At 70.2% G+C, this 19,639-nt stretch carries 19 protein-coding genes, 1 tRNA gene and 1 pseudogene; 11 read left to right on the top strand and 10 right to left on the bottom strand.

All coding sequences use genetic code 11. The features are described 5' to 3' along the window. Position 1: 1 nt before the first annotated feature. Positions 2-1,255, top strand: a complete 1,254-nt coding sequence (locus tag M4D82_RS16895; RefSeq protein WP_249766846.1) for a hypothetical protein — start codon at positions 2-4, stop codon at positions 1,253-1,255. A gap of 18 nt (positions 1,256-1,273) precedes the next feature. Here M4D82_RS16895 and M4D82_RS16890 read toward each other — a convergent pair whose 3' ends face one another. Together M4D82_RS16890 and M4D82_RS16885 are read right to left on the bottom strand one after the other, a co-directional pair. Next, positions 1,274-2,422 carry a serine/threonine-protein kinase gene (locus tag M4D82_RS16890; protein WP_249766845.1) on the bottom strand — a complete coding sequence of 383 codons (1,149 nt, stop codon included), beginning with the start codon at positions 2,420-2,422 and terminating at the stop codon, positions 1,274-1,276. Positions 2,423-2,449: 27 nt separating this feature from the next. Further along, positions 2,450-2,998, bottom strand: coding sequence for a helix-turn-helix domain-containing protein (locus M4D82_RS16885; RefSeq protein WP_249766844.1), 549 nt, complete (start codon positions 2,996-2,998; stop codon positions 2,450-2,452). Positions 2,999-3,159: 161 nt separating this feature from the next. Between M4D82_RS16885 and M4D82_RS16880 the strand changes: the two genes are divergently transcribed. Further along, a tRNA-Ala gene (locus tag M4D82_RS16880) sits at positions 3,160-3,232 on the top strand. Positions 3,233-3,300: 68 nt separating this feature from the next. Here the strand turns inward: M4D82_RS16880 and M4D82_RS16875 are convergent. Together M4D82_RS16875 and M4D82_RS16870 are read right to left on the bottom strand one after the other, a co-directional pair. After that, on the bottom strand, positions 3,301-3,711 hold the full coding sequence (locus tag M4D82_RS16875; RefSeq protein WP_249766843.1) for a hypothetical protein: 411 nt from the start codon (positions 3,709-3,711) through the stop codon (positions 3,301-3,303). Between the two features lie 256 nt (positions 3,712-3,967). Continuing rightward, positions 3,968-5,230 (bottom strand): DNA sulfur modification protein DndB, encoded by a 1,263-nt coding sequence (locus tag M4D82_RS16870; RefSeq protein ID WP_249766842.1) that lies wholly within the window; start codon positions 5,228-5,230, stop codon positions 3,968-3,970. Positions 5,231-5,485: 255 nt separating this feature from the next. On the opposite strand from M4D82_RS16870, the gene M4D82_RS16865 reads away from it, so the two are divergent. Continuing rightward, positions 5,486-5,992 carry a LysM peptidoglycan-binding domain-containing protein gene (locus M4D82_RS16865; protein ID WP_249766841.1) on the top strand — a complete coding sequence of 169 codons (507 nt, stop codon included), beginning with the start codon at positions 5,486-5,488 and terminating at the stop codon, positions 5,990-5,992. An 89-nt stretch (positions 5,993-6,081) separates the two neighbouring features. Here the strand turns inward: M4D82_RS16865 and M4D82_RS16860 are convergent, their stop codons facing one another. Further along, on the bottom strand, positions 6,082-6,777 hold the full coding sequence (locus M4D82_RS16860) for a DUF5324 family protein (RefSeq protein WP_249766840.1): 696 nt from the start codon (positions 6,775-6,777) through the stop codon (positions 6,082-6,084). 174 nt (positions 6,778-6,951) lie between these two features. On the opposite strand from M4D82_RS16860, the gene M4D82_RS16855 reads away from it, so the two are divergent. Beyond that, positions 6,952-7,479 (top strand): peptidylprolyl isomerase, encoded by a 528-nt coding sequence (locus M4D82_RS16855; RefSeq protein ID WP_249771888.1) that lies wholly within the window; start codon positions 6,952-6,954, stop codon positions 7,477-7,479. Between the two features lie 130 nt (positions 7,480-7,609). Further along, entirely contained in the window at positions 7,610-8,485 is an 876-nt protein-coding gene (locus tag M4D82_RS16850; RefSeq protein ID WP_249766839.1) for a rhomboid family intramembrane serine protease, read from the top strand. 139 nt (positions 8,486-8,624) lie between these two features. On the opposite strand, the gene crgA is transcribed toward M4D82_RS16850, so the two are convergent. Further along, the gene (gene crgA, locus M4D82_RS16845; RefSeq protein ID WP_249766838.1) at positions 8,625-8,879 is read right to left on the bottom strand and encodes a cell division protein CrgA; all 255 of its coding nucleotides are present in this window, start codon (positions 8,877-8,879) and stop codon (positions 8,625-8,627) included. Positions 8,880-8,971: 92 nt separating this feature from the next. On the opposite strand from crgA, the gene M4D82_RS16840 reads away from it, so the two are divergent. From M4D82_RS16840 to M4D82_RS16815, 6 genes and pseudogenes are all read left to right on the top strand, one after another. After that, positions 8,972-9,748: a DUF881 domain-containing protein gene (locus M4D82_RS16840; RefSeq protein ID WP_249766837.1), complete on the top strand. Its 777-nt coding sequence runs from the start codon at positions 8,972-8,974 to the stop codon at positions 9,746-9,748. Beyond that, on the top strand, positions 9,717-10,457 hold the full coding sequence (locus M4D82_RS16835) for a class E sortase (RefSeq protein ID WP_249766836.1): 741 nt from the start codon (positions 9,717-9,719) through the stop codon (positions 10,455-10,457). The genes M4D82_RS16840 and M4D82_RS16835 overlap by 32 nt, the downstream gene beginning before the upstream one ends. Before the next feature lie 90 nt (positions 10,458-10,547). Further along, positions 10,548-10,724: a hypothetical protein gene (locus tag M4D82_RS16830; protein WP_030011120.1), complete on the top strand. Its 177-nt coding sequence runs from the start codon at positions 10,548-10,550 to the stop codon at positions 10,722-10,724. Next, complete coding sequence (locus M4D82_RS16825; RefSeq protein ID WP_249766835.1) at positions 10,721-11,359, top strand: aminodeoxychorismate/anthranilate synthase component II; 639 nt, start codon at positions 10,721-10,723, stop codon at positions 11,357-11,359. The genes M4D82_RS16830 and M4D82_RS16825 overlap by 4 nt, the downstream gene beginning before the upstream one ends. Then, a pseudogene (locus M4D82_RS16820) lies at positions 11,341-12,183 on the top strand (class E sortase); the annotation flags it as partial. The gene M4D82_RS16825 and the pseudogene M4D82_RS16820, both read left to right, overlap by 19 nt. Positions 12,184-12,196: 13 nt before the next feature. Next, on the top strand, positions 12,197-12,928 hold the full coding sequence (locus M4D82_RS16815) for a class E sortase (protein WP_249766834.1): 732 nt from the start codon (positions 12,197-12,199) through the stop codon (positions 12,926-12,928). A 110-nt stretch (positions 12,929-13,038) separates the two neighbouring features. On the opposite strand, the gene pknB is transcribed toward M4D82_RS16815, so the two are convergent. From pknB to M4D82_RS16795, 4 genes are all read right to left on the bottom strand, one after another. Continuing rightward, positions 13,039-15,078, bottom strand: coding sequence for a Stk1 family PASTA domain-containing Ser/Thr kinase (gene pknB / locus M4D82_RS16810; RefSeq protein WP_249766833.1), 2,040 nt, complete (start codon positions 15,076-15,078; stop codon positions 13,039-13,041). A 156-nt stretch (positions 15,079-15,234) separates the two neighbouring features. Beyond that, positions 15,235-16,695 (bottom strand): peptidoglycan D,D-transpeptidase FtsI family protein, encoded by a 1,461-nt coding sequence (locus M4D82_RS16805; protein WP_249766832.1) that lies wholly within the window; start codon positions 16,693-16,695, stop codon positions 15,235-15,237. Continuing rightward, positions 16,692-18,116, bottom strand: a complete 1,425-nt coding sequence (locus M4D82_RS16800; protein ID WP_249766831.1) for an FtsW/RodA/SpoVE family cell cycle protein — start codon at positions 18,114-18,116, stop codon at positions 16,692-16,694. The genes M4D82_RS16805 and M4D82_RS16800 overlap by 4 nt, the downstream gene beginning before the upstream one ends. A gap of 31 nt (positions 18,117-18,147) precedes the next feature. Further along, positions 18,148-19,617, bottom strand: coding sequence for a PP2C family protein-serine/threonine phosphatase (locus M4D82_RS16795; RefSeq protein WP_249766830.1), 1,470 nt, complete (start codon positions 19,615-19,617; stop codon positions 18,148-18,150). Positions 19,618-19,639: the final 22 nt, after the last annotated feature.

Raw genomic sequence — 19,639 nt, 5'->3', positions numbered from 1 at the left:
GGTGGCATGGTCGCCGGTGGTGGCGTACGCGTCCGGGCCGGCCTCGCCGCCGCTGCCGGAGTACCGCGTGGCCGACGGCGCGCGTCCGATCCAGGGGAAGCCCTCCACGGCGGACGCCCCGCTGCTGGAGGTCGGCGCGGTGTACGAGGACACCCTGGCGCCGGGTGAGCGCTTCTACCGGCTCACCCTGGACGACAGCTCCAGCGTGTACGTCTCGGCCGTGCTGCGGCCCCCCGCCGGAGCCAAGGTCGGGTACTCCGACGGCCTTGAGGTCGAGATCATGACCAGCGCCGGGCGGGCCTGCCCGTCCAACCCCGTCAAGGCCTCCTTCGGCTACGAGGCCGTCCCCGTCGCCGCGGCCGGTACGCGTCGACTCCAGGAGGACGCCGAGTGTCAGGCCGGGGGGACGTACTACGCGAAGGTCACCCGGGAGGCGGCCAAGGAGTCCGACCGGGCCCCCTGGCCCGTGGAGCTGCGCCTCCAGCGCGAACCGGCGCCCGCCGCCGGCACCGCGCCCGCGCCGGCCGCCAGTGTGTGGCCCTCCGCCTCCCCGACCCTGCCCGCCAAGGATGCGGTGGCCCGCGTCGGCGGCACCGGCTTCAACGACGCGCGGGCCCTGGGTCCGGGTGTGTGGCGCGACGAGCTGAGGCCGGGGCAGACCCGCTTCTACCGGGTCCCGGTGGACTGGGGACAGCAGCCGGTGCTCGGCGCGGAGATCGCGGCGGCCCGGATCACGAAGCAGTACGCGTCCGCCTCCAACGGGCTGACGGTCTCGCTGTACACGCCGTTCCGCTCGCTCGCGGCGTCCGAGGACACCTCGTACGACGGCAAGCAGGCGGCCGTGACGCTGCCGAGGGTCGCGCCCGTGGCGTACGAGAATCGTTTCTCCCACCAGGCGGCGCAGCGGATGATGGGGCTGGCCGGGTGGTACTACGTCGCCGTCACGCTGGGCGCTAAGGTCGCGGAGTTCACCGAGGACGCGACGCCGGTCCCGCTGACGCTACGGGTCGACGTGCTCGGCAGCGCCGGCAAGGGGCCCGTGTACCGCGAGAGCCTGAGCGCGGCCGGGTTCGGGGTCGGCGCCGCCGACCGGACCGCCGCGCGGGAGGGGCTCACCGCCCCGGAGGCCGTCGCCGCCGAGGACGACCGCTCGGCGATGCGGATCGTGGCGGGCGCCGGCTTCGGGACGGGGACGGTGCTGCTGCTCGTGCTCGGGGTGTGGATCCTGCTGGGACGGCGGGGGCGGGCGGTCTAGGGCCGCGTGAGGGCCGCCTCAGAGCTGCGTCATGGCCCAGGTGCCGACCGCGAAGCAGAGCACGGCGGCGGTGAGGATGCCGACGGTGACCTTCGGCGGGGGCGGGGCGACGCGGCGGGCGGGCGCCGTCGCCGTCGGGGGCGTGACCGCCGTCGTGGGGGCCGGGGGCGGCAGGTGGAAGCTGCCCGTCTCGGAGGAGCCGTACGCGGGCGGCGGGCCGTAGCCGGCCGGGGTGGTCGGGGTGGTCGGCGGGGTCGGGTTCGGGCTCGCGGCCGGGGCGGTCGCCGCGAGGGGGCCTTCCGGGCCGAAGCCGGCGGGGAGCGGCCCGAGTTGGTCGAACACCTCGACGGGGTCCTCGTCGGGTGCGGGAGGCGCCAGCAGCTCGGCCGCCTCCGCGAGGGCCTTGCGCGCCCCCGTGGCGGTCCTGAACCGGCTCTGGGGGTCGGGCCGCAGGAGGTTCGCCACGACGTCCCACAGCGGCGCGGGGACGCCCTCGGGGGCCACGGGCGTGCCGTGCGTCCGGAACTGCTCCACCAGGGCCTCGGAGTCGGGCTTGCGCCCGTGCAACAGGTACAGGGCGACCAAGCCGACGGCGTACAGATCGGCGGGGAAGTCCGGCTCGGCGCCCCGCAGTTGCTCGGGGGCGAAGTAACCCGGCGTACCGACGACGTAGTCGGTCTCGGTCAGCCGGGGCTCCCCCTTGCGCATCGAGATGCCGAAGTCGGACAGCCGCAGGTGCGGCCGCCCGGTTCCCGTGGCCTCCATCAGGATGTTGGCCGGTTTGATGTCGCGGTGGACGACGCCCTCCGCGTGCACCGCCGAGAGCCCCGACAGGAGCTGGTCGAGCAGGACGCACACGAAGCGGGGCGGCAACGGGCCGTAGTCCCCGATCACATGGGCGAGGGAGCCGCCGGCGACGAGGTCCATGGTGAAGAGGACCTTGTCGTCGTCCGCCGCCCAGCTGGCCGGGGCCAGCACGTGCGGATGGTCGATGCGCAGCGCCTGCTCGCGCACGAACCGGAGCAGGGTGTGGGCGTCGCTCTGCAGGAGGACCTTCGCGGCGACGTAACGGCGACGGCGGTGGTCCCAGGCCCGCCACACGGCGCCCGCGCCACCCCGTCCGATCGGATCGATCAGCTCGTACCGGCCGGCGAAGACCTCACCCATCGCTGTGCCCGTCCCCCGTCTCGCCCGTCAGTTCTGGTGGGCCTCGTAGTGGGCCACCGCCTCGGCGGTGCGGCCCGCACCGTACACCCGGAGGAACTCTGCCAGTTCCGGGTGGGTGGGGGCGAGGGTGTCCGCCGCGTCGATGATGTCCCCGGCCGCGGCGACGGAGCGCAGCAGCGACTGGATCTCGCGGACGACCCGCTTGACCGTGGGGGCGCCGGAACCGGCGCCGCTCTGGCCGCTGTTGCTGAGGACGGAGCCTCCCTGCGTGTGCTTGATCTCGTCCATCCGGTCGGTGGCCTCGGCGGCGCTGACGCTGCCCGCCGCGACCTGTCCGGCGAGGTCCTGGAGGGCCTGCACCCGCTGCACCACGGCCGGGTTGCCGATCTTGGCGCGCTGGCCGCTCATCAGCTGGGACAGCATCGGCGCCGAGAGCCCGAGGACGGCAGCGAGGCGGGCCTGGTTCAGCCCGAGGTCATCTATGAGCCGTCGGAACAGCGCGCCCAGCGGCTCCCCGTACCAACTGCGCTGAAGCTCACGGGCTCTGGCCGTGGCCTCCTGCTGTACTGCGTCCACTCTCACTACTCCCCTTCGCTGGTGCGAACCTCGCGAGCATCTTACGGAGCGTGGTCGCGGGGCGGGAGTCCCTATCATTTTGCGGGATGAGGGGGTACACCGGGTACGCTGTCCTGCGGAACGGTCGCTCCCCCACGGGGAGTGGCCATGTCCGGTTGCTCGGGGCCTTAGCTCAGTTGGTAGAGCGCTGCCTTTGCAAGGCAGATGTCAGGAGTTCGAATCTCCTAGGCTCCACACCGCAAGACCCCCTTGACCTGCGAAAACGCGGGCCAAGGGGGTCTTTTTCGCGTTCTGCCCGCCGATCATCGAGTCCGACGGAAAGCCACGGCCGCGTTGCGGAGACGCTCGTTGATCTCTCGGAGCGGCGTGGCGGCGTCGGAGAGGGAGATGGCCGCGTCGATCTCGGACTGGTGCGGGACCGGGAGGCCGGTCAGCGCGAACCGGTAGTCGGTGAGGTGCTCCTTCTCCAGTTCGAGCAGTGCCTTGAGGCGCCTGGGCGGGCGCACCAGGAACACGTCGAGGCGATCCGCGAGGTTGCTGAGCGCGCTCGTGGATCCGGCGCTGCGCGCCTTGATGACGTCGTCGATCTCGCGGGTGAAGGGCTCGATCTGGGCCGCGTACTCACGGTCGTTCTTGCGCCTGTGCACCGAGAAGGGCACGTATGCCGCGAGGAAGGCGGCGAGGGCACCGAAGGCGGCCCACCATGTACTCACTCTGTTCCCCCGTGGGTGCCGGCTCTCCCGGCAGACTCGATCACCATGACAGGGTTCCCCCATCGGAAAATGGCATCCCAGTGGCCAACAGCGACCCTGAGATCTGTGATGGTGATCGTAACGGAGGACTGCGGGGATTGGTGCGTTTATCGCCTTAACTCGCGCTAGAGGATGGACTTTCCTTCAGTTCTGGCTCCCCGCAGTTCCAGAGCGAACTGCGGGTGCTGTTCCGCTGAGCTGCGGGGATCGGTACTGCTCAGAAGATGCTGCGGCCGTGGCGGACCCACTGGAAGCGTTCCGAACTGGGGTCTCCCAGGGCGGCTGCCGTCTTGCTGCCGTTGTCCTTGACGCCACCGGCGAGGGAGAAGGTGCCCGTCGCGGTCTCCTTGCCGGCGGTGCCCTCCCAGTAACGGGGCTCCTTCTGCCACTTCACATCCGCCAGCAGCCTCATGTACTCGTCCGGTGTCAGCGCGTCGGCCTCGGCCTTGCTCCAGGACATGGCGCGATGGGCGACGGCGCCGAGTGCGGCGAAGACCGCAGGGGAGGCGATCACCGTGTTGTGACGGTCGATGAAGGCGGAGGCGAAGGCCGAGAGGATGCGGCCCAATACGTCCTGGATCTCCTTCGTGGCCGCCTCGCGGGTGCAGGCTTCGGGCAGTTCGGAGATGGAGCCGCTCGTCTTCTCGAAGCCGGCCCTGCCGAAGATCGCCGTGATGACGAAGGACCGGAGGGTCGACAGGGTCATCCACTCGGTGTCGGCGGCCTTCAACTGTCGCTGCCGTACGGACACCACGTCGCCCAGCGGTACCAGCTCGCCCGTTCCGGCCGGGGCGGGCACCTGGACGCTCTTGAGCAGGTCCAGTGTGATGCTGGTCGCCACGTTCGAGGAATCCGAGCTGAGGGCAACGGTCTTGTTCGGGATGACACCGAGCAGGTTGCGGTCGTGGAAGATCTGCCGCGCGGCTACGAGATCGATGCCGTGGTAGATCTCGACCCCGACGGGTCGGGCGTTGATCTGCTGGGCCGTCAGGCCGTAAGCGGCCGGATCGTCCCGCAGGAGGAAGTGGGCGAGGTGCTGGGTCTCCGCGTCCATCAGCACACCACTGGCGTCGAACGGCAGGTAGGCGATGGTGTCGGGCCCGAAGACACTCCGGGCCTGAACGGTCTCCAGGGGGCGCTGGATCCAGAGCGCGAAGGGCGGCGTCGCCCAGCGTTCGCCCCGCTCGTCGCGGATGACGGCGGCCAGGTACTTGGCGTAGTCCTTCGCGTTCTGCGCCTTCTTCGTGGACTTGATGGTGCGCTGGACCTCGTTCCGCGCCTCCGCCTGCTCCCGCTCTGCCGTCGAGAGGTACTTCATGGCCTGGGGCTGCTCGGCCCTGCGGGGATCGGGCACGACGCGGGACAGCTGGCCCCACGGCATCGTCGTCATCAGGCGGGTCGGGCTGAGCCGGAGGATGCGGATCGGGTCTCCGAGACCCGGATCCAGTTCGGTCACGTACTGCGGCGTCTGCTGGTCCACTGCTGCCCCCGTCGTTCTGAGCGGCCCCGGGGCGTCCGAGGCCGTGCGCCTGCCGAGCATAGCGAACTGCGGGGGCGGGTAAGAGGTGGTTTGTCCTCCCCGTACTTGCTTGGAGGTCCCGATGCGGACGGTGCGGGTGTCCGGTGCAGGTTCCTCATTCGGACCTGTCGTGGGGACGCGGGGGCGTGGGTGGACGACAGTGGAGAGGGAGGTATATCGAGCGCGGGGGCCACATCACGTCGGAGGCGTACGGACATGGGACTCTTCGATTTTCTGAAGTCCGAGAAGAAGAAGGAACACGAGGCCGCCGAGAAGGCCAAGGAGCAGGTGGAGCAGCAGGCGCAGGCGGCGCCCGCCGCGCCGGGGACGCCCGGTGACCTGGGCGGGAAGTACACCGACGCCGCGTCGGCCACGAAGGCGGCCGGCGAGCGGATGGCCGCGCCGAGCGCCGCGCCCAAGATCGCCCGGACGCCGACCGGGCCGGCGGGGCAGCCGATGGCTGGGCGGGCGCCGGGGCCCGCCCAGCCGACGCCCGGGTCGGCCGCGCACAAGGCCGTGCCGGTACCGCCGACGACCAAGCCGGCGCCGGCCGCGAAGAAGCGTACGTACACGGTCAAGGCCGGCGACTCGCTGTCCATGATCGCCCGTCAGGAGCTGGGCAACGAGGGCCGCTGGCGGGAGCTCTACGCCATGAACCGGGGCGTCATCGGCTCCAACCCGGACCTGCTCCGGCCGGGGATGGTCTTGACCCTGCCCCAGTAGGAACGGGCCCCGGTGGGAACGAGACGGTGGGAACGAGAAGGGGCCCGGATCCGGTATTGGATCCGGGCCCCTGCTCTGTGCGCCGGGTGTCAGTGCTTCTTGTTCTCCTCGGACTGCGGGTTCAGCGCCTCGTTCTCCTTCTCCGCCAGCTCGTCGTCGAAGCTCGCCGGCTCCGTTTCGCGCGACACTTCGGTCGCGGCCGGCGGCTCGACGAGCCAGTCCGGGTTCGACTGCTGGTCCCACCACTTCCACGCCGCGAAGGCGCCGCCGGCCAGGAGGCCGACGAGGGCCACGCCCTTGAGCACGCGGCCCGCGCGCGCCCGCCGCTCGTGGCGGCGTACGAGGCGCCGTACTTCCTTCGCCGAGATCTGCCCGCGCAGCGCCGCCACGGCCGCCGCCGAGCGGGACGCGGCCTCTTCGGCCATCGGGGTCGCCGCCGCGAGCGCGCTCTCGATGCGCGGCTGCGTGTAGTCGGCGGCGTGCCGGGCCGCCGCGCGCGTCTTGCGCACCGCCTGGGTCGCGGCGCGGTCCACATGGGGGGGTACGTGCGTGCGGGCCGTCCTCATGCGGGGATGGAGATGTGCGTCGTAGGCCGTACGCGCCTGTCGGGACGCCTCGCAGGCCATGTGCGAGATCTTCGGCGCCAGCAGTTCGTTCGCCTCGTGCGCGTAGTGCGCGGCGGCGTCCTTCGCGTTCTCCGCGTACGGCGCCACCACTTCCGCCGCGTGCTTCACGGTGTCCCTGGCGCTCTCGGCGGCCAGGCGCACGCTGTCCTTGCGGGTCACAGGATCCTCCTCGTCGGTGGCGGACACAGTTCACCTTTCCACCCTTTGTCGGATCATGCCTGCCACAGCGCCGCCCGGCATGCGTGACAGGGCATAAGGGTGGACGATTTCCGTGCCGTACCGCCCTGCGTGGGAGGATCGGGACCGACAGTGATGACTATGGAAGGCAGACCCGTGGCCGAGAAGCTCTACGCCACCCTGAAGACCAGCCACGGCGACATCGAGATCGAGCTGCTGGAGAACTTCGCTCCGAAGACCGTCCGCAACTTCGTGGAGCTGGCCACCGGTGCCCGCGAGTGGACGCGTCCCACGGACGGCCAGAAGACCACCGCTCCGCTCTACGACGGCACCGTCTTCCACCGCGTCATCAGCGGCTTCATGATCCAGGGCGGCGACCCGCTGGGCAACGGTACGGGCGGTCCGGGCTACGCGTTCGCCGACGAGTTCCACCCCGACCTGGCCTTCAACAAGCCGTACCTGCTCGCCATGGCCAACGCCGGCCCGGGTACCAACGGTTGCCAGTTCTTCATCACGGTCGCCCCCACCGCGTGGCTGACCCGCAAGCACACCATCTTCGGCGAGGTCACCTCGGCCGCGAGCCGGAAGGTCGTCGACGAGATCGCCTCCGCGCCGACCAACCCGCGCACCGAGCGGCCGCTGGACGACGTGATCATCCAGTCGGTCTCCATCGAGCGGCGCTGACCCCCCCCGCAGGGGGCCTTCCGGGCCGCCGCGGGACCTTTCGGGAACCTTTGTGCCCCGCCCGTCCGTCCTGGTTACGTACCGGACCGGCGGGGCGTACGCCCTGCCTCGCCGCCGATCGAGGGGACCGATGGACACCGACCGTCTGCCGGGCTGCTACCGCCACCCGGACCGCGACACGGGAATCAGCTGCACCCGCTGTGAGCGTCCCATCTGCCCGGAGTGCATGATCAGCGCCTCGGTGGGCTTCCAGTGCCCCGAGTGCGTGCGGGAGGGCTCCGGGACGGGGCACGGCGCGACCGCCAACGCGCCGCGCACGCTCGCGGGCGGGCTCGTCGCGGTCGATCCCCAGTTCGTCACCAAGATCCTGATCGGGCTGAACGTCGCGGTGTTCCTCGCGGCGTACGTGATGCCGGGGCTCGCGGTGCAGCTGGAGCTGCTCGGCCGCTATGTGGAGTACTACGGGGCGCCCGTCGCGGGGGTGTCCACCGGCCAGTACCACCGGCTGCTGACCTCGGTTTTCCTGCATGTCGAGTGGTGGCACATCTTCGGCAACATGCTGGCCCTGTGGGTGATCGGCGGTCCGCTGGAGGCGGCCCTCGGCCGCGCCCGCTACCTCGCCCTCTACCTGTTGTCGGGGCTGGGCGGCAGCGCCCTCGTCTACCTGCTGACCGCGCCGAACACGCCGACGCTCGGTGCCTCCGGTGCCATCTGCGGGCTGCTGGGCGCCACCGTGGTCCTGGCCCGTCGGATGCGCTGGGAGATGCGGCCCGTCCTGATCACGCTCGGCCTCATGCTGGTGATCACCTTCGTGCCCTTCGGGGGCGGCTGGTCGGTGTCCTGGCAGGCCCACATCGGCGGTCTGGTGACGGGCGCCCTGATCGCGCTGGGCTTCTTCGCGCAGGCTGCCGGCAGGAAGCGGACACTGGTCCACGTGGGTACCTGTGTGGTGGTGTTCCTGCTGGCAGCGGCCCTGATCCTGGTGCGTACGGCCGCACTCACCTGATCACATCGGCGTCAACTCTCCACAGAGTTATCCACAGATCTTCTGTCTTTTCCTCAGGTGTGGATGACGCTGTGGATAACTCCTGGGGAGAGCTTGCGCTCCGGCCTTGTCGGGCCCTATCGGCGCTCCGCTTCCGCGGTCACTTCCACTGGGTGGACACACCGAAGCCGGCGGCGATGAACCCGAAACCGACGACGATGTTCCAGTTGCCCAGCGCCTCCACGGGCAGCTGGGTGTCGGTCACATAGAAGACGACGATCCACGCCAGACCGATCAGAAAGAAGGCCAGCATGACCGGGGCGACCCAGCTGCGGTTCGTCAGCCTGATCGACTGCGGCTGCTTCGCCGGCGGCGGCGTGTAGTCGTCCTTCTTGCGGATACGTGACTTCGGCACGAGGGGCTCTCCTGTCGATGCGCTGGGGGACCTTGCCTGCCCCGGGCGTCCGTTAGCGTAGTGGACCTGTGGCGTTGAAGGAGAAGGGTACGTTGAGCAATTCCGACGACTCCTCCGCGGGTACCCGTCGCCGGGCCAGACCGGTCCGGTTGCTGACGGCCGCCGTCTTCGCCCTCGCCGGCCTGATCTTCGTCACCAGCTTCAACACTTCCAAGGGTACGAACATCCGCACGGATGCCTCACTCCTGAAGCTCTCCGACCTCATCCACGAGCGCAGCGCCGACAACGCCGAGCTGGAGAAGAGCGCCGCGCTCCTGCGCCGGCAGGTGGACGCCCTCGCCGACCGCGACGACCGCAGCACCAAGGCCGAGGACGCCCGGCTGGCCGCCTTGCGTACAGCCTCGGGAACCGAGGAGCTCTCCGGCAAGGGCCTGACGGTCACCCTCAACGACGCGCCGCCGAACGCCACCGCGCGTGTCCCCGGCGTCCCCGAGCCGCAGCCCAACGACCTCGTGATCCACCAGCAGGACCTCCAGGCCGTCGTGAACGCCCTGTGGCAAGGGGGAGCCGCCGGCATCGAGGTCATGGGACAGCGGCTGATCTCCACGAGCGCCGTGCGCTGCGTGGGCAACACCCTGATCCTCCAGGGCCGCGTCTACTCGCCCCCGTACAAGGTGTCCGCCGTCGGTGACCCGGGCGCGTTGCGCAGGGCCCTCGCCGCCTCCCCCGCCCTGCAGAACTACCAGCTGTACGTCAACGCCTACGGGCTCGGCTGGAAAGTCGACGAGGACAAGCGGCTGACACTGCCGGGCTACTCCGGCACAGTGGACCTCCACTATGCGAAGCCGCTGGAGTCCGCCGCGCCCTGACGTCGTACTGCGCCTGGTGGTACGGACGTTCAGCGAGGTGTGCCTGACGGCCGGGACGCTGATCGTGCTGTTCGTGGCCTACGTGCTGCTGTGGACCGGGGTCAAGGCCGACCGGGCCATGGACGGCGAGCGCGACCGGCTGCGCGACCGCTGGGCGGCTGGGGCCGGGGCTGGGGCTGTGGCCGGGGCCGGGGCTGCGGCGCCCGCCCCCGCCCCCGGTCCTGCGCCCGCTCCCCGGCCGGCCGGGCAGGCCTTCGCCGAGATGTACGTCCCCCGCTTCGGCCCGGACTGGAGAAAGCCCGTCCTGGAGGGCACCGACCCCGAGCTGCTGAAGAAGGGCCTCGGCCACTACGCGGGCACCGCCGGCCCCGGGGGCAACGGGAACTTCGCCGTGGCCGGGCACCGGCGCACGTACGGGGACCCGTTCAAGGACCTCCCCGAGCTGCGCCCCGGGGACACCGTGATCGTCCGCGACGCGACCGACTGGTACACGTACACCGTCCGGGCCGAGCCGCTGCGCACCCTGCCCACCGAGGTCGGCGTGGTCGAGGCGGTGCCCCGCAGGTCCCCCTTCACCACCGCCGGCAAATACCTGACGCTGACCACCTGCGACCCCGAGTGGGGCCACAGCCACCGCCTGGTCGTCTGGGCGGAACTGACCGGAACCCGCCCCGCCGCACCGGGCCGGACCGAGGGATTCCCCAGGTGACCCACCCGGCGCGGCCGCTGCCTTTAGGCTGTTGCGGTACCGCCTCCGCGGTGCGAGGGACGATCGTGGACGAAGAGGAAAGCGGACGCAATGTACGGCTGGATCTGGCGGCACCTGCCGGGAAACGCGTGGGTACGCGCGCTGATCTCTCTCGTACTGGTCCTGGCGGTGGTGTTCGTGCTGTTCCAGTACGTCTTCCCGTGGGCCGAGCCGCTGCTCCCCTTCAACGACGTGACGGTGGACGAGGGATCGGGAGCCACTCCGTGAGCGCGCGCATTCTGGTTGTCGACAACTACGACAGCTTTGTCTTCAATCTGGTCCAGTACCTCTACCAGCTCGGCGCCGAATGCGAGGTGCTGCGCAACGACGAGGTCGAGCTCGCGCACGCCCAGGACGGCTTCGACGGCGTCCTGCTGTCGCCGGGCCCGGGTACCCCGGAGCAGGCGGGCGTCTGCGTCGACATGGTCCGCCACTGCGCGAGCACCGGCGTCCCCGTCTTCGGCGTCTGCCTCGGCATGCAGTCCATGGCGGTGGCCTACGGAGGCGTCGTGGACCGGGCCCCCGAGCTGCTGCACGGGAAGACCTCGCCGGTGGTCCACGAGGGCCTCGGTGTCTTCACCGGTCTGCCCTCTCCCTTCACCGCGACCCGCTACCACTCCCTCGCCGCCGAGCCGCAGACCCTCCCGGACGTGCTGGAGGTCACCGCGCGCACGGAGGACGGGATCATCATGGGCCTGCGCCACCGGGAGTACGACGTCGAGGGCGTGCAGTTCCACCCCGAGTCGGTGCTGACCGAGTGGGGTCACCGGATGCTCGCGAACTGGCTCGTGCGCTGCGGTGACACCGGAGCCGTCGAGCGGTCGGTGGGGCTGGCCCCGGTGGTGGGCAAGGCCGTCGCGTGACGACGGTCGCGCCGTCCGCGCCCAGCGAGGGGCGGGCCGCGCGGCGCAAGGCGGCGCAGGCCGCCGCGAAGCGCTCCCACGCGCGGACGCGCAGGCGCGGCGGCGGGGGCCGCCGGCGCGGCCGTCCGCGCTCGGGCGGCCCGGTGGTGGTGCTGAGCCGGGCGCTCGGGGAACTGTTCATCACCGTCGGAGTGGTGATGCTGCTGTTCGTCACCTACCAGCTCTGGTACACGAACCTGCTCGCCGAGCGGACCGCGGACGGGGCGGCGGGCTCGCTCCGACAGACCTGGGAGAGACCGCCGGACGCGGCCGCCGCACCACCGGTGACGGCCTTCGAGCCGGGGCAGGGCTTCGCCATCCTGTACATCCCGAAGCTGGACGTGAAGGTGCCCGTGGCGGAGGGCATCAGCAAGCCCAAGGTGCTCGACCGGGGGATGGTCGGCCACTACGGCGAGGGGGCGCTCAAGACGGCCATGCCGGCCGACAAGCAGGGCAACTTCGCGGTGGCCGGACACCGCAACACCCACGGGGAGCCGTTCCGCTACATCAACAGGCTGGTGCCGGGCGATCCGATCGTCGTGGAGACGCGGGACGCGTACTACACGTACGAGATGACCTCGGTGCTGCCGCAGACCTCGCCGGCGAACGTCTCCGTGATCAAGCCGGTGCCGGAGGGTTCGGGATTCACCGGGCCAGGCCGCTACATCACGCTCACGACCTGCACCCCCGAGTTCACGAGCACCTACCGGATGATCGTATGGGGCAGGATGATCGAGGAACGCCCCCGCAGTCAGGGCGCCCCGCCCGCGTTGAACAGCCCGTAAGGACGAATCCGCAGTGTCCCGTGCCCGCCGCCGCAAGGCACCCCCGCCCGCCGATCGCAGCCTGATCGCCGGTTTCCTGAGCCTGCTGGGGGAGTTGCTGATCACGGTGGGCCTGGTCCTCGGCCTGTTCGTGGCCTACTCCCTGTGGTGGACGAACGTCCTCGCCGACCGACAGGCCTCCGCCCGGGGCGACGAGGTCCGCCAGCGGTGGCAGAGCCCCTCCCCCGCCGCGAGCACGCCCGCGCAGCCCGGCGCCCTCGACACCAAGGACGGCATCGGCTTCCTGCACGTACCGGCCATGAAGAACGGCGAGGTACTGGTCAAGGAGAGCACCGCGCCGGACGTCCTCGACGACGGCGTGGCCGGGTACTACACGGAGCCGGTGAAGTCGGCGCTGCCTTGGGACGCCAAGGGCAACTTCGCCCTCGCCGCCCACCGTGACGGGCACGGCGCGAAGTTCCACAACATCGACAAGGTGAAGAACGGGGACGCGATCGTCTTCGAGACGCGCGACACCTGGTACGTCTACAAGGTCTTCGCCGAGCTGAAGCAGACCTCGAAGTACAACGTGGACGTCATCAACCCCGTCCCGAAGGAATCGGGCAAGACCGCTCCGGGGCGCTACATCACCCTGACGACCTGCACGCCGGTCTACACCTCGAAGTTCCGCTACGTGGTGTGGGGCGAGCTGGTGCGGACGGAGAAGGTGGACGACAAGCGCACCCTGCCGGCGGAGCTGCGCTGACGCGAGGCCTGTTTCACGTGAAACAGGCCCCACACGAAAATCAGGCCCGACCCCTGCTCGGTGTTTCCAGGGGTCGGGCCTGTTTCACGTGAAACGTGCGGGCTGTCGGGTCAGCGGCCGCCGGTGAGGCCTCCGAAGAAGCCGCCACCGTTGTTGCCGCCGTTCTGCTGGCCGCCGCCGCCCGCCATGGTGGTGACGTTGACGACCGTGCCCGCCGGCTGCGGAGTACCCGCTGCGGGGTCGGAGCTCATCACGACGGCGTTGTCGTCGGTCGGCCCCGACAGGACCGCGCCGAAGTTCAGGTTCGCCCGCTTGAGGTCGTCCTTGGCCTGGGCGACGGTCCGCCCGGTCAGCAGCGGTACCGCGGTCGGCGCGGTGGCCGCCTTGGCGATGCTGACGTTGACCACGGTGTCCTTGGCGAGCTCCGTGCCGGGCGCGTACTGCTGCTGGACGATCGTCTTCGGCGGCGCCCCGGGGGAGTCGACCTCGGTCGTGCTGCCCAGCTTCAGCCTGACGTCCTGGAGGGCCTTGACCGCCTGCTCCTTGGTCTTGCCGGTGAGGTCCGGCACGACGCTCTTGGACGGCTCCTTGGCCACGCTGACGACGACGGTGGAGCCCTGTTCGGCCTCGGCACCGCTCCTCGGGTTCTGGTCGATGACCGTGCCGGGAGTCGCGTCGGCGGACTCCACGAGCTTCTTCTCGACCTGGAACTTCTTGTTCTTCAGCTCGGCCTCGGCGGACTCGAACTTCAGCTTCATGACGTCGGGGACCGCGACCCTGGGGGCGCCCGAGGAGACCTTGACCTTGATCGTGGAACCCTCGTCGACCTTGGTGTCCGGGGCGGGGTTCTGCGAGCAGATCCGGCCCTTGGGCTGGTCCGCGCAGGGCTCGTCCGCTTCCTTCTCCACCTTCAGGTTCATGTTCACGGCGCTCTGCGTCGCCGATTCCAACGTCTGCCCGATGAGCTTGGGCACGTTGGGCCGGTTGTCGGCGGTCTGCTCGAAGATGGTGCGCCCGATCAGGATCGCCCCGACGAGGACGAGGACGCCCGCGATGACCAGAAGCACCGTCGAGGCGCGGCTCTTCTTCGGCTGGCGACGGCCGTGGCCCTGGTCGTAGCCGCCGTGGCCCTGGTCCCCGTAGCCGTAACCACCGTCGCCGCCCGGCGGCATCGGCGGGAGCATGGAGGTCTGGCCGGCGTCGGGGGAACGCAGGGCGGTGGTGGGCTGGTCGTAGCCCTGGTGTCCGTAGCCGCCCTGGTCGGGGTAGCCGTAGCCGGCGGCGCCCATGGTGGCGGCCGCCGCGACGGGCTGGCCGTCGAGGCAGGCCTCGATGTCGGCCCGCATCTCGTCGGCGGACTGGTAGCGGTAGTCGGGGTCCTTGACCAGCGCCTTGAGGACGATGGCGTCCATCGTGGGCGTGATCTCGGGGTCGAAGTTCGACGGCGGCTGGGGCTCTTCGCGCACGTGCTGGTACGCCACGGCCACCGGGGAGTCCCCGACGAACGGCGGGCGCACGCAGAGCAGCTCGTAGAGCAGGCAGCCGGCGGAGTACAGGTCGGAGCGCGCGTCGACCTGCTCGCCCTTGGCCTGCTCCGGGGAGAGGTACTGGGCGGTGCCGATGACGGCGGCCGTCTGCGTCATCGTCATGCCGGAGTCGCCCATGGCGCGGGCGATGCCGAAGTCCATGACCTTGACCTGGCCGGTGCGCGTGAGCATCACGTTGGCGGGCTTGATGTCACGGTGGACGATGCCGGCGCGGTGCGAGTACTCCAGGGCCTGGAGGATGCCGATGCACATCTCCAGGGTGCGCTCGGGCAGCAGCTTGCGGCCCGAGTGCAGCAGCTCACGCAGGGTCGAGCCGTCGACGTACTCCATCACGATGTACGGGATGGAGATGTTGTCGACGTAGTCCTCGCCGGTGTCGTACACGGCGACGATCGCCGGGTGGTTGAGCGACGCGGCCGACTGGGCCTCGCGGCGGAACCGGGCCTGGAAGGACGGGTCGCGGGCGAGGTCGGCGCGCAGGGTCTTGACGGCTACGGTACGGCCGAGCCGGGTGTCGTGACCGAGGTAGACCTCGGCCATGCCACCACGGCCGAGCACGTGGCTCAGCTCGTACCGGCCGCCGAGGCGACGCGGCTCTTCCATAACGTTGCAGCCCTCTCCGTCAGTCCCGACCGCACCCGTGTGTGGTCCGGCGGTGTGCTGTTCGCGGCAAGGCTACCGGCCGATCGACGGTGATCCGTTCGTGACCACAGGCTGATATCGGACCGGTACCGAGCGCTCGGATCCTGTCTCCGCTTCTCATCCCTTGTTCTTCAGCACGGCTTCCATGACCGCCTTCGCCACGGGCGCGGCCAGGCCGCCGCCGCTGATGTCCTCACGGTCCGCGGCGCTGTCCTCGATGACGACGGCGACGGCGACCGGGGAGGTTCCGTCCGGGGTCTCGGCGTAGGAGATGAACCAGGCGTAGGGGCGCTTGGCGTTCTTCTCGCCGTGCTGGGCGGTACCGGTCTTGCCGCCGACCACGAAGTCCTTGATCTTGGCGTTGGTGCCGGTGCCCTTCTCGACGACGTTGACCATCATCTGCTGGAGCTTCTGCGCGTTCGCGGCGGAGAGCGGGCGGCTCATCTCCTGCGGCTCGTGCTTCTCGATCACGTCGAGGTTGGGCGCCTGCAGCTGGTCGACCATGTACGGCTTCATCAGCTTGCCGTCGTTGGCGATGGCGGCGGAGACCATGGCCATCTGGAGCGGGGTGGCGGCGGTGTTGAACTGGCCGATGGAGCTCTGGGCGTTGCCGTCCCGGCTCATCGTCTTGTCGTAGACGCTGGCGAAGGCGCGCACCGGGGTGTCGACGGTGTTGTTGAAGCCGAACTTCTCGGAGGTCTGCACCATCTTGTCGCGGGTGACCTTGTCGCCCAGGTTCGCGAAGACGGAGTTGCAGGACACCTGGAGCGCGAAGTTGAGGGTGGCCTTCTCGCAGCCGCTCGCGTGGTTGACCATCGGCGTGCGGGTGCCGGGCAGGATGTACGGCTCGGGGGTGTCGGTCGGCGCGTTGATGTCCGTGACGACGCCGTTTTCGAGCGCGGCGGCGGCGGTGACCACCTTGAAGGTGGAGCCCGGCGGGTAGGTCTCGCGCAGGGCGCGGTTGACCAGGTTCTTGTCCGGGCTGGCGTTCAGGTCGGCCCAGGCCTTGCCGTCGGCCTCGGAGAAGCCGGCGAAGCTGGACGGGTCGTAGGACGGGGTGCTCGCCAGGGCCAGGATGGCGCCGGTGCGCGGGTCGATGGCGGCGACGGCGCCCTTGCGGTTGCCGAGCCCGTTGAAGGCGGCCTTCTGGGCGGCGGCGTTCAGGGTGGTGACGACGTTGCCGCCCTGCTTCTTCTCGCCGGTGAACATGCCGATGGTGCGGTCGAAGAACAGCCGGTCGTCGTTGCCGGTGAGGATGCCGTCGTCGATGTTCTCCAGCTGGGTGGAGCCGAAGACCTGGGAGGCGTAGCCGGTGACGGGCGCCCACAGGGGGCCGTCGGTGTAGGTCCGCTTGAACTTGAAGTCGCTGCCGTCGGTCTCGGCCGACCCGGTGATGGGCTGGCCCTGAACGATGATGTTGCCGCGCTCGGACGCGTACTGGGCGATCAGGACCCGGCGGTTCTCCTTGCGGGTGCTGAGTTCCTCGGCCTGGACGTACTGCAGCCAGTTGGTCCGGATCAGCAGCGCGAGGACGAGCAGCCCGCAGAACAGCGAGATGCGGCGCAGGGGCTTGTTCATGACGGGCGGACCACCTGGGTCATCTCGGAGTCGGGGGACGGGGCGGGGGCCGGGGCGGGACGGCGTGCGGTGTCGCTGATCCGGATGAGGATGGCGATGAGCACCCAGTTCGCCAGGACGGAGGAACCGCCCGACGCGAGGAAGGGCATGGTCATGCCGGTGAGGGGGATGAGGCCCATGACGCCGCCGGCGACCACGAAGATCTGCAGGGCGAAGGCGCCGGACAGCCCGATGGCGAAGAGCTTGCCGAAGGGGTCGCGGGCGGCGAGGGCGGTACGGACGCCGCGCTCGATGATCAGGCCGTAGAGCAGGAGGAAGGCCATGACGCCGGTGAGGCCGAGTTCCTCGCCGACGGTGGAGAAGATGAAGTCGGAGTTGGCGGCGAAGCCGATGAGGTCGGAGTTGCCCTGGCCCCAGCCGGTGCCGAGGACGCCGCCCGAGCCGAAGCTCATGATCGACTGGCCGACCTGCTCGCAGGCACCGGACGTGGCGTAGCAGGCGAAGGGGTCGAGCCAGGCGGTGACACGGGCCTTGACGTGGCTGGCGAAGGTGCCGACGACCACGGCGCCGCCGACCGACATGAGCAGGCCGATGACGATCCAGCTGGTCCGCTCGGTGGCCACGTACAGCATGATCACGAACATGCCGAAGAAGAGCAGCGAGGTGCCGAGGTCGTTCTCGAAGACGAGGACGAGCAGGCTCATCGCCCAGATCATCAGGATCGGGCCGAGGTCGCGGCCGCGCGGCAGGTAGAGGCCCATGAAGCGGCGGCTGGCCAGGGCCAGGGCGTCGCGTTTGACCATCAGGTAGCCCGCGAAGAAGACCGCGATGACGATCTTCGCGAACTCGCCGGGCTGGATGGAGAACCCACCGACGCTGATCCAGATCTTGGCGCCGAAGACGTCCGCGCCCAGACCCGGGATCACGGGCAGGATCAGCAGGATCAGGGCGCCGGCCATCGAGATGTACGTGAACCGCTGGAGCACGCGGTGGTCCTTGAGGACCAGCAGCACGACCGCGAACAGCGCGATCGCGAGCGCCGTGTACATCATCTGGCGCGGCGCGGACTCCGAGAAGGCGCCGAAGCTGCGCTTGGCGAGCTTCTGGAGGCGCTCGGACTGGTCCAGGCGCCAGATGAGGACGAGACCCAGACCGTTGAGCAGGGTGGCGATCGGCAGCAGCAGCGGGTCGGCGTACTTGGCGTAGCGGCGTACGACGAAGTGGGCGATGCCGGCGAGGACGCCGAGGCCGAGTCCGTAGGTCAGCATGCCCGGGGGCAGCTCGCCGTGGATCGACAGGCCCACGTTGGCGTAGGCGAAGATCGGGATGACCACGGCGAAGGCGAGCAGCAGGAGCTCGGTGTTCCGCCGGCTCGGCGCCTCGATGGCGCCGATGGTGGTCGTGTTGGTGACAACGCTCATGGTGTGGCAGGCCCCCTGTGCCCGCGTATGTCTACTGCTTCTCGCACTGGCCGACGACGGCTTGTTCCGCCGGAGTCAGGACGGGGCCGGGCATCTGGTTGTTCTGCGCTTCGGCGGCGCGGCGGGCCTCGTCCTTCTTGCAGGCGGAGACCTGGGTGCCGAGCTCGTCGATCTTCTTGCGGGCTCCGTCGAGGCTGCTTTCGCTGATGGTGGCCTCGACCTGCTTGCGCTTGAAGGACGGCAGGTACTTCAGTTCGATGTCCGGGTGGTCCGTCTGGACCTGGGAGAGGTGGATCCAGGCCAGGTTCTGGCTGATGCCGCGGTACAGCGCGACGTGGTCACCCTTGACGCCGAGGTAGTACTGGGTCTGCGTCCAGCGGTGTGCCGCGTAGAGCCCGCCGCCGACGACACCGGCGACGAGCAGCAGGATCAGCGTCCGGGTGGTCCACTTGCGCCCTTTGCCGCGGCGCTTGCGCGGGTGGTCGTACGTGTCGTCGTACTCGGCGTCGGCCTCGTAGCCGTTGTAGCCGTCGGCCTCGCCGAAGCTGCCGTACGTGCCCTGGCCCTGCTGGTCGGGGTATCCGTAGCCGGGGGCCTCGCCGCTGCCGGGGGGCCCGAAGGCGCCGGGCGGCGGCGGGGTCTGGCGGCCGAGCCCGGAGGCGCGGCCGGCCGGGGTCTGCATGGCGTTGCCGCCGTCGAAGAGCTGGTGCTGGTTCTCGGCGACCGCGCCCACGACCACCGGGGTGTCGCTGACCTGGGCGGCGAGGGTGTCGCCGCTGTCGGTGTCGAGGACGTCCGCGACGATGCAGGTGATGTTGTCGGGGCCGCCGCCGCGCAGCGCGAGCTGGATGAGGGACTGCACGGTCGCCCGGGGGCCGTGGTAGTCGGCGAGGGTCTCCTCCAGGGTCTGGTGGGAGACGACGCCGGAGAGCCCGTCGGAGCAGATCAGGTAGCGGTCGCCGGCGCGGACCTCGCGGATGGAGAGGTCGGGCTCGACGATGTCCCCGCTGCCCAGCGCGCGCATCAGCAGGGAGCGCTGCGGGTGGGTGGTGGCTTCCTCTTCGGTGATGCGGCCCTCGTCGACGAGGCGCTGCACCCACGTGTGGTCCTGGGTGATCTGAGTGAGGACGCCGTCGCGGAGCAGGTAGGCGCGCGAGTCGCCGACGTGGACGAGACCGAGGCGCTGACCGGTCCACAGCAGGGCGGTCAGGGTCGTGCCCATGCCTTCGAGCTGGGGGTCCTCCTCGACCATGACGCGCAGCTGGTCGTTGGCGCGCTGCACGGCGGTGGCGAGCGAGGTGAGGATGTCGGAGCCCGGGACGTCGTCGTCGAGCTGCACGAGGGTGGAGATCACCTCGGAGCTGGCGACTTCACCGGCGGCCTGGCCGCCCATGCCGTCGGCGATGGCGAGGAGGCGGGGGCCGGCGTAGCCGGAGTCCTCGTTCCCCTCGCGGATCATGCCCTTGTGAGATCCGGCGGCGAATCGCAGGGACAGACTCATGCGCACCTCGCCGGTCGGCTCC

The sequence above is a fragment of the Streptomyces sp. RerS4 genome, assembly GCF_023515955.1.
Lineage (GTDB): Bacteria > Actinomycetota > Actinomycetes > Streptomycetales > Streptomycetaceae > Streptomyces.
The sequence above is the reverse complement of the archived record's forward strand: the minus strand, read 5'-3'. Positions and strand labels throughout refer to the sequence as shown.

Bases quoted from the DNA above. Each gene is read 5' to 3' on its own strand.
- pknB (WP_249766833.1), bottom strand. From the start codon at position 15,078: ATGGAAGAGCCGCGTCGCCTCGGCGGCCGGTACGAGCTGAGCCACGTG.
- M4D82_RS16830 (WP_030011120.1), top strand. From the start codon at position 10,548: ATGTACGGCTGGATCTGGCGGCACCTGCCGGGAAACGCGTGGGTACGC.
- M4D82_RS16795 (WP_249766830.1), bottom strand. From the start codon at position 19,617: ATGAGTCTGTCCCTGCGATTCGCCGCCGGATCTCACAAGGGCATGATC.
- M4D82_RS16850 (WP_249766839.1), top strand. From the start codon at position 7,610: ATGGACACCGACCGTCTGCCGGGCTGCTACCGCCACCCGGACCGCGAC.
- M4D82_RS16835 (WP_249766836.1), top strand. From the start codon at position 9,717: ATGCGAAGCCGCTGGAGTCCGCCGCGCCCTGACGTCGTACTGCGCCTG.
- M4D82_RS16865 (WP_249766841.1), top strand. From the start codon at position 5,486: ATGGGACTCTTCGATTTTCTGAAGTCCGAGAAGAAGAAGGAACACGAG.
- M4D82_RS16805 (WP_249766832.1), bottom strand. From the start codon at position 16,695: ATGAACAAGCCCCTGCGCCGCATCTCGCTGTTCTGCGGGCTGCTCGTC.
- M4D82_RS16800 (WP_249766831.1), bottom strand. From the start codon at position 18,116: ATGAGCGTTGTCACCAACACGACCACCATCGGCGCCATCGAGGCGCCG.
- M4D82_RS16890 (WP_249766845.1), bottom strand. From the start codon at position 2,422: ATGGGTGAGGTCTTCGCCGGCCGGTACGAGCTGATCGATCCGATCGGA.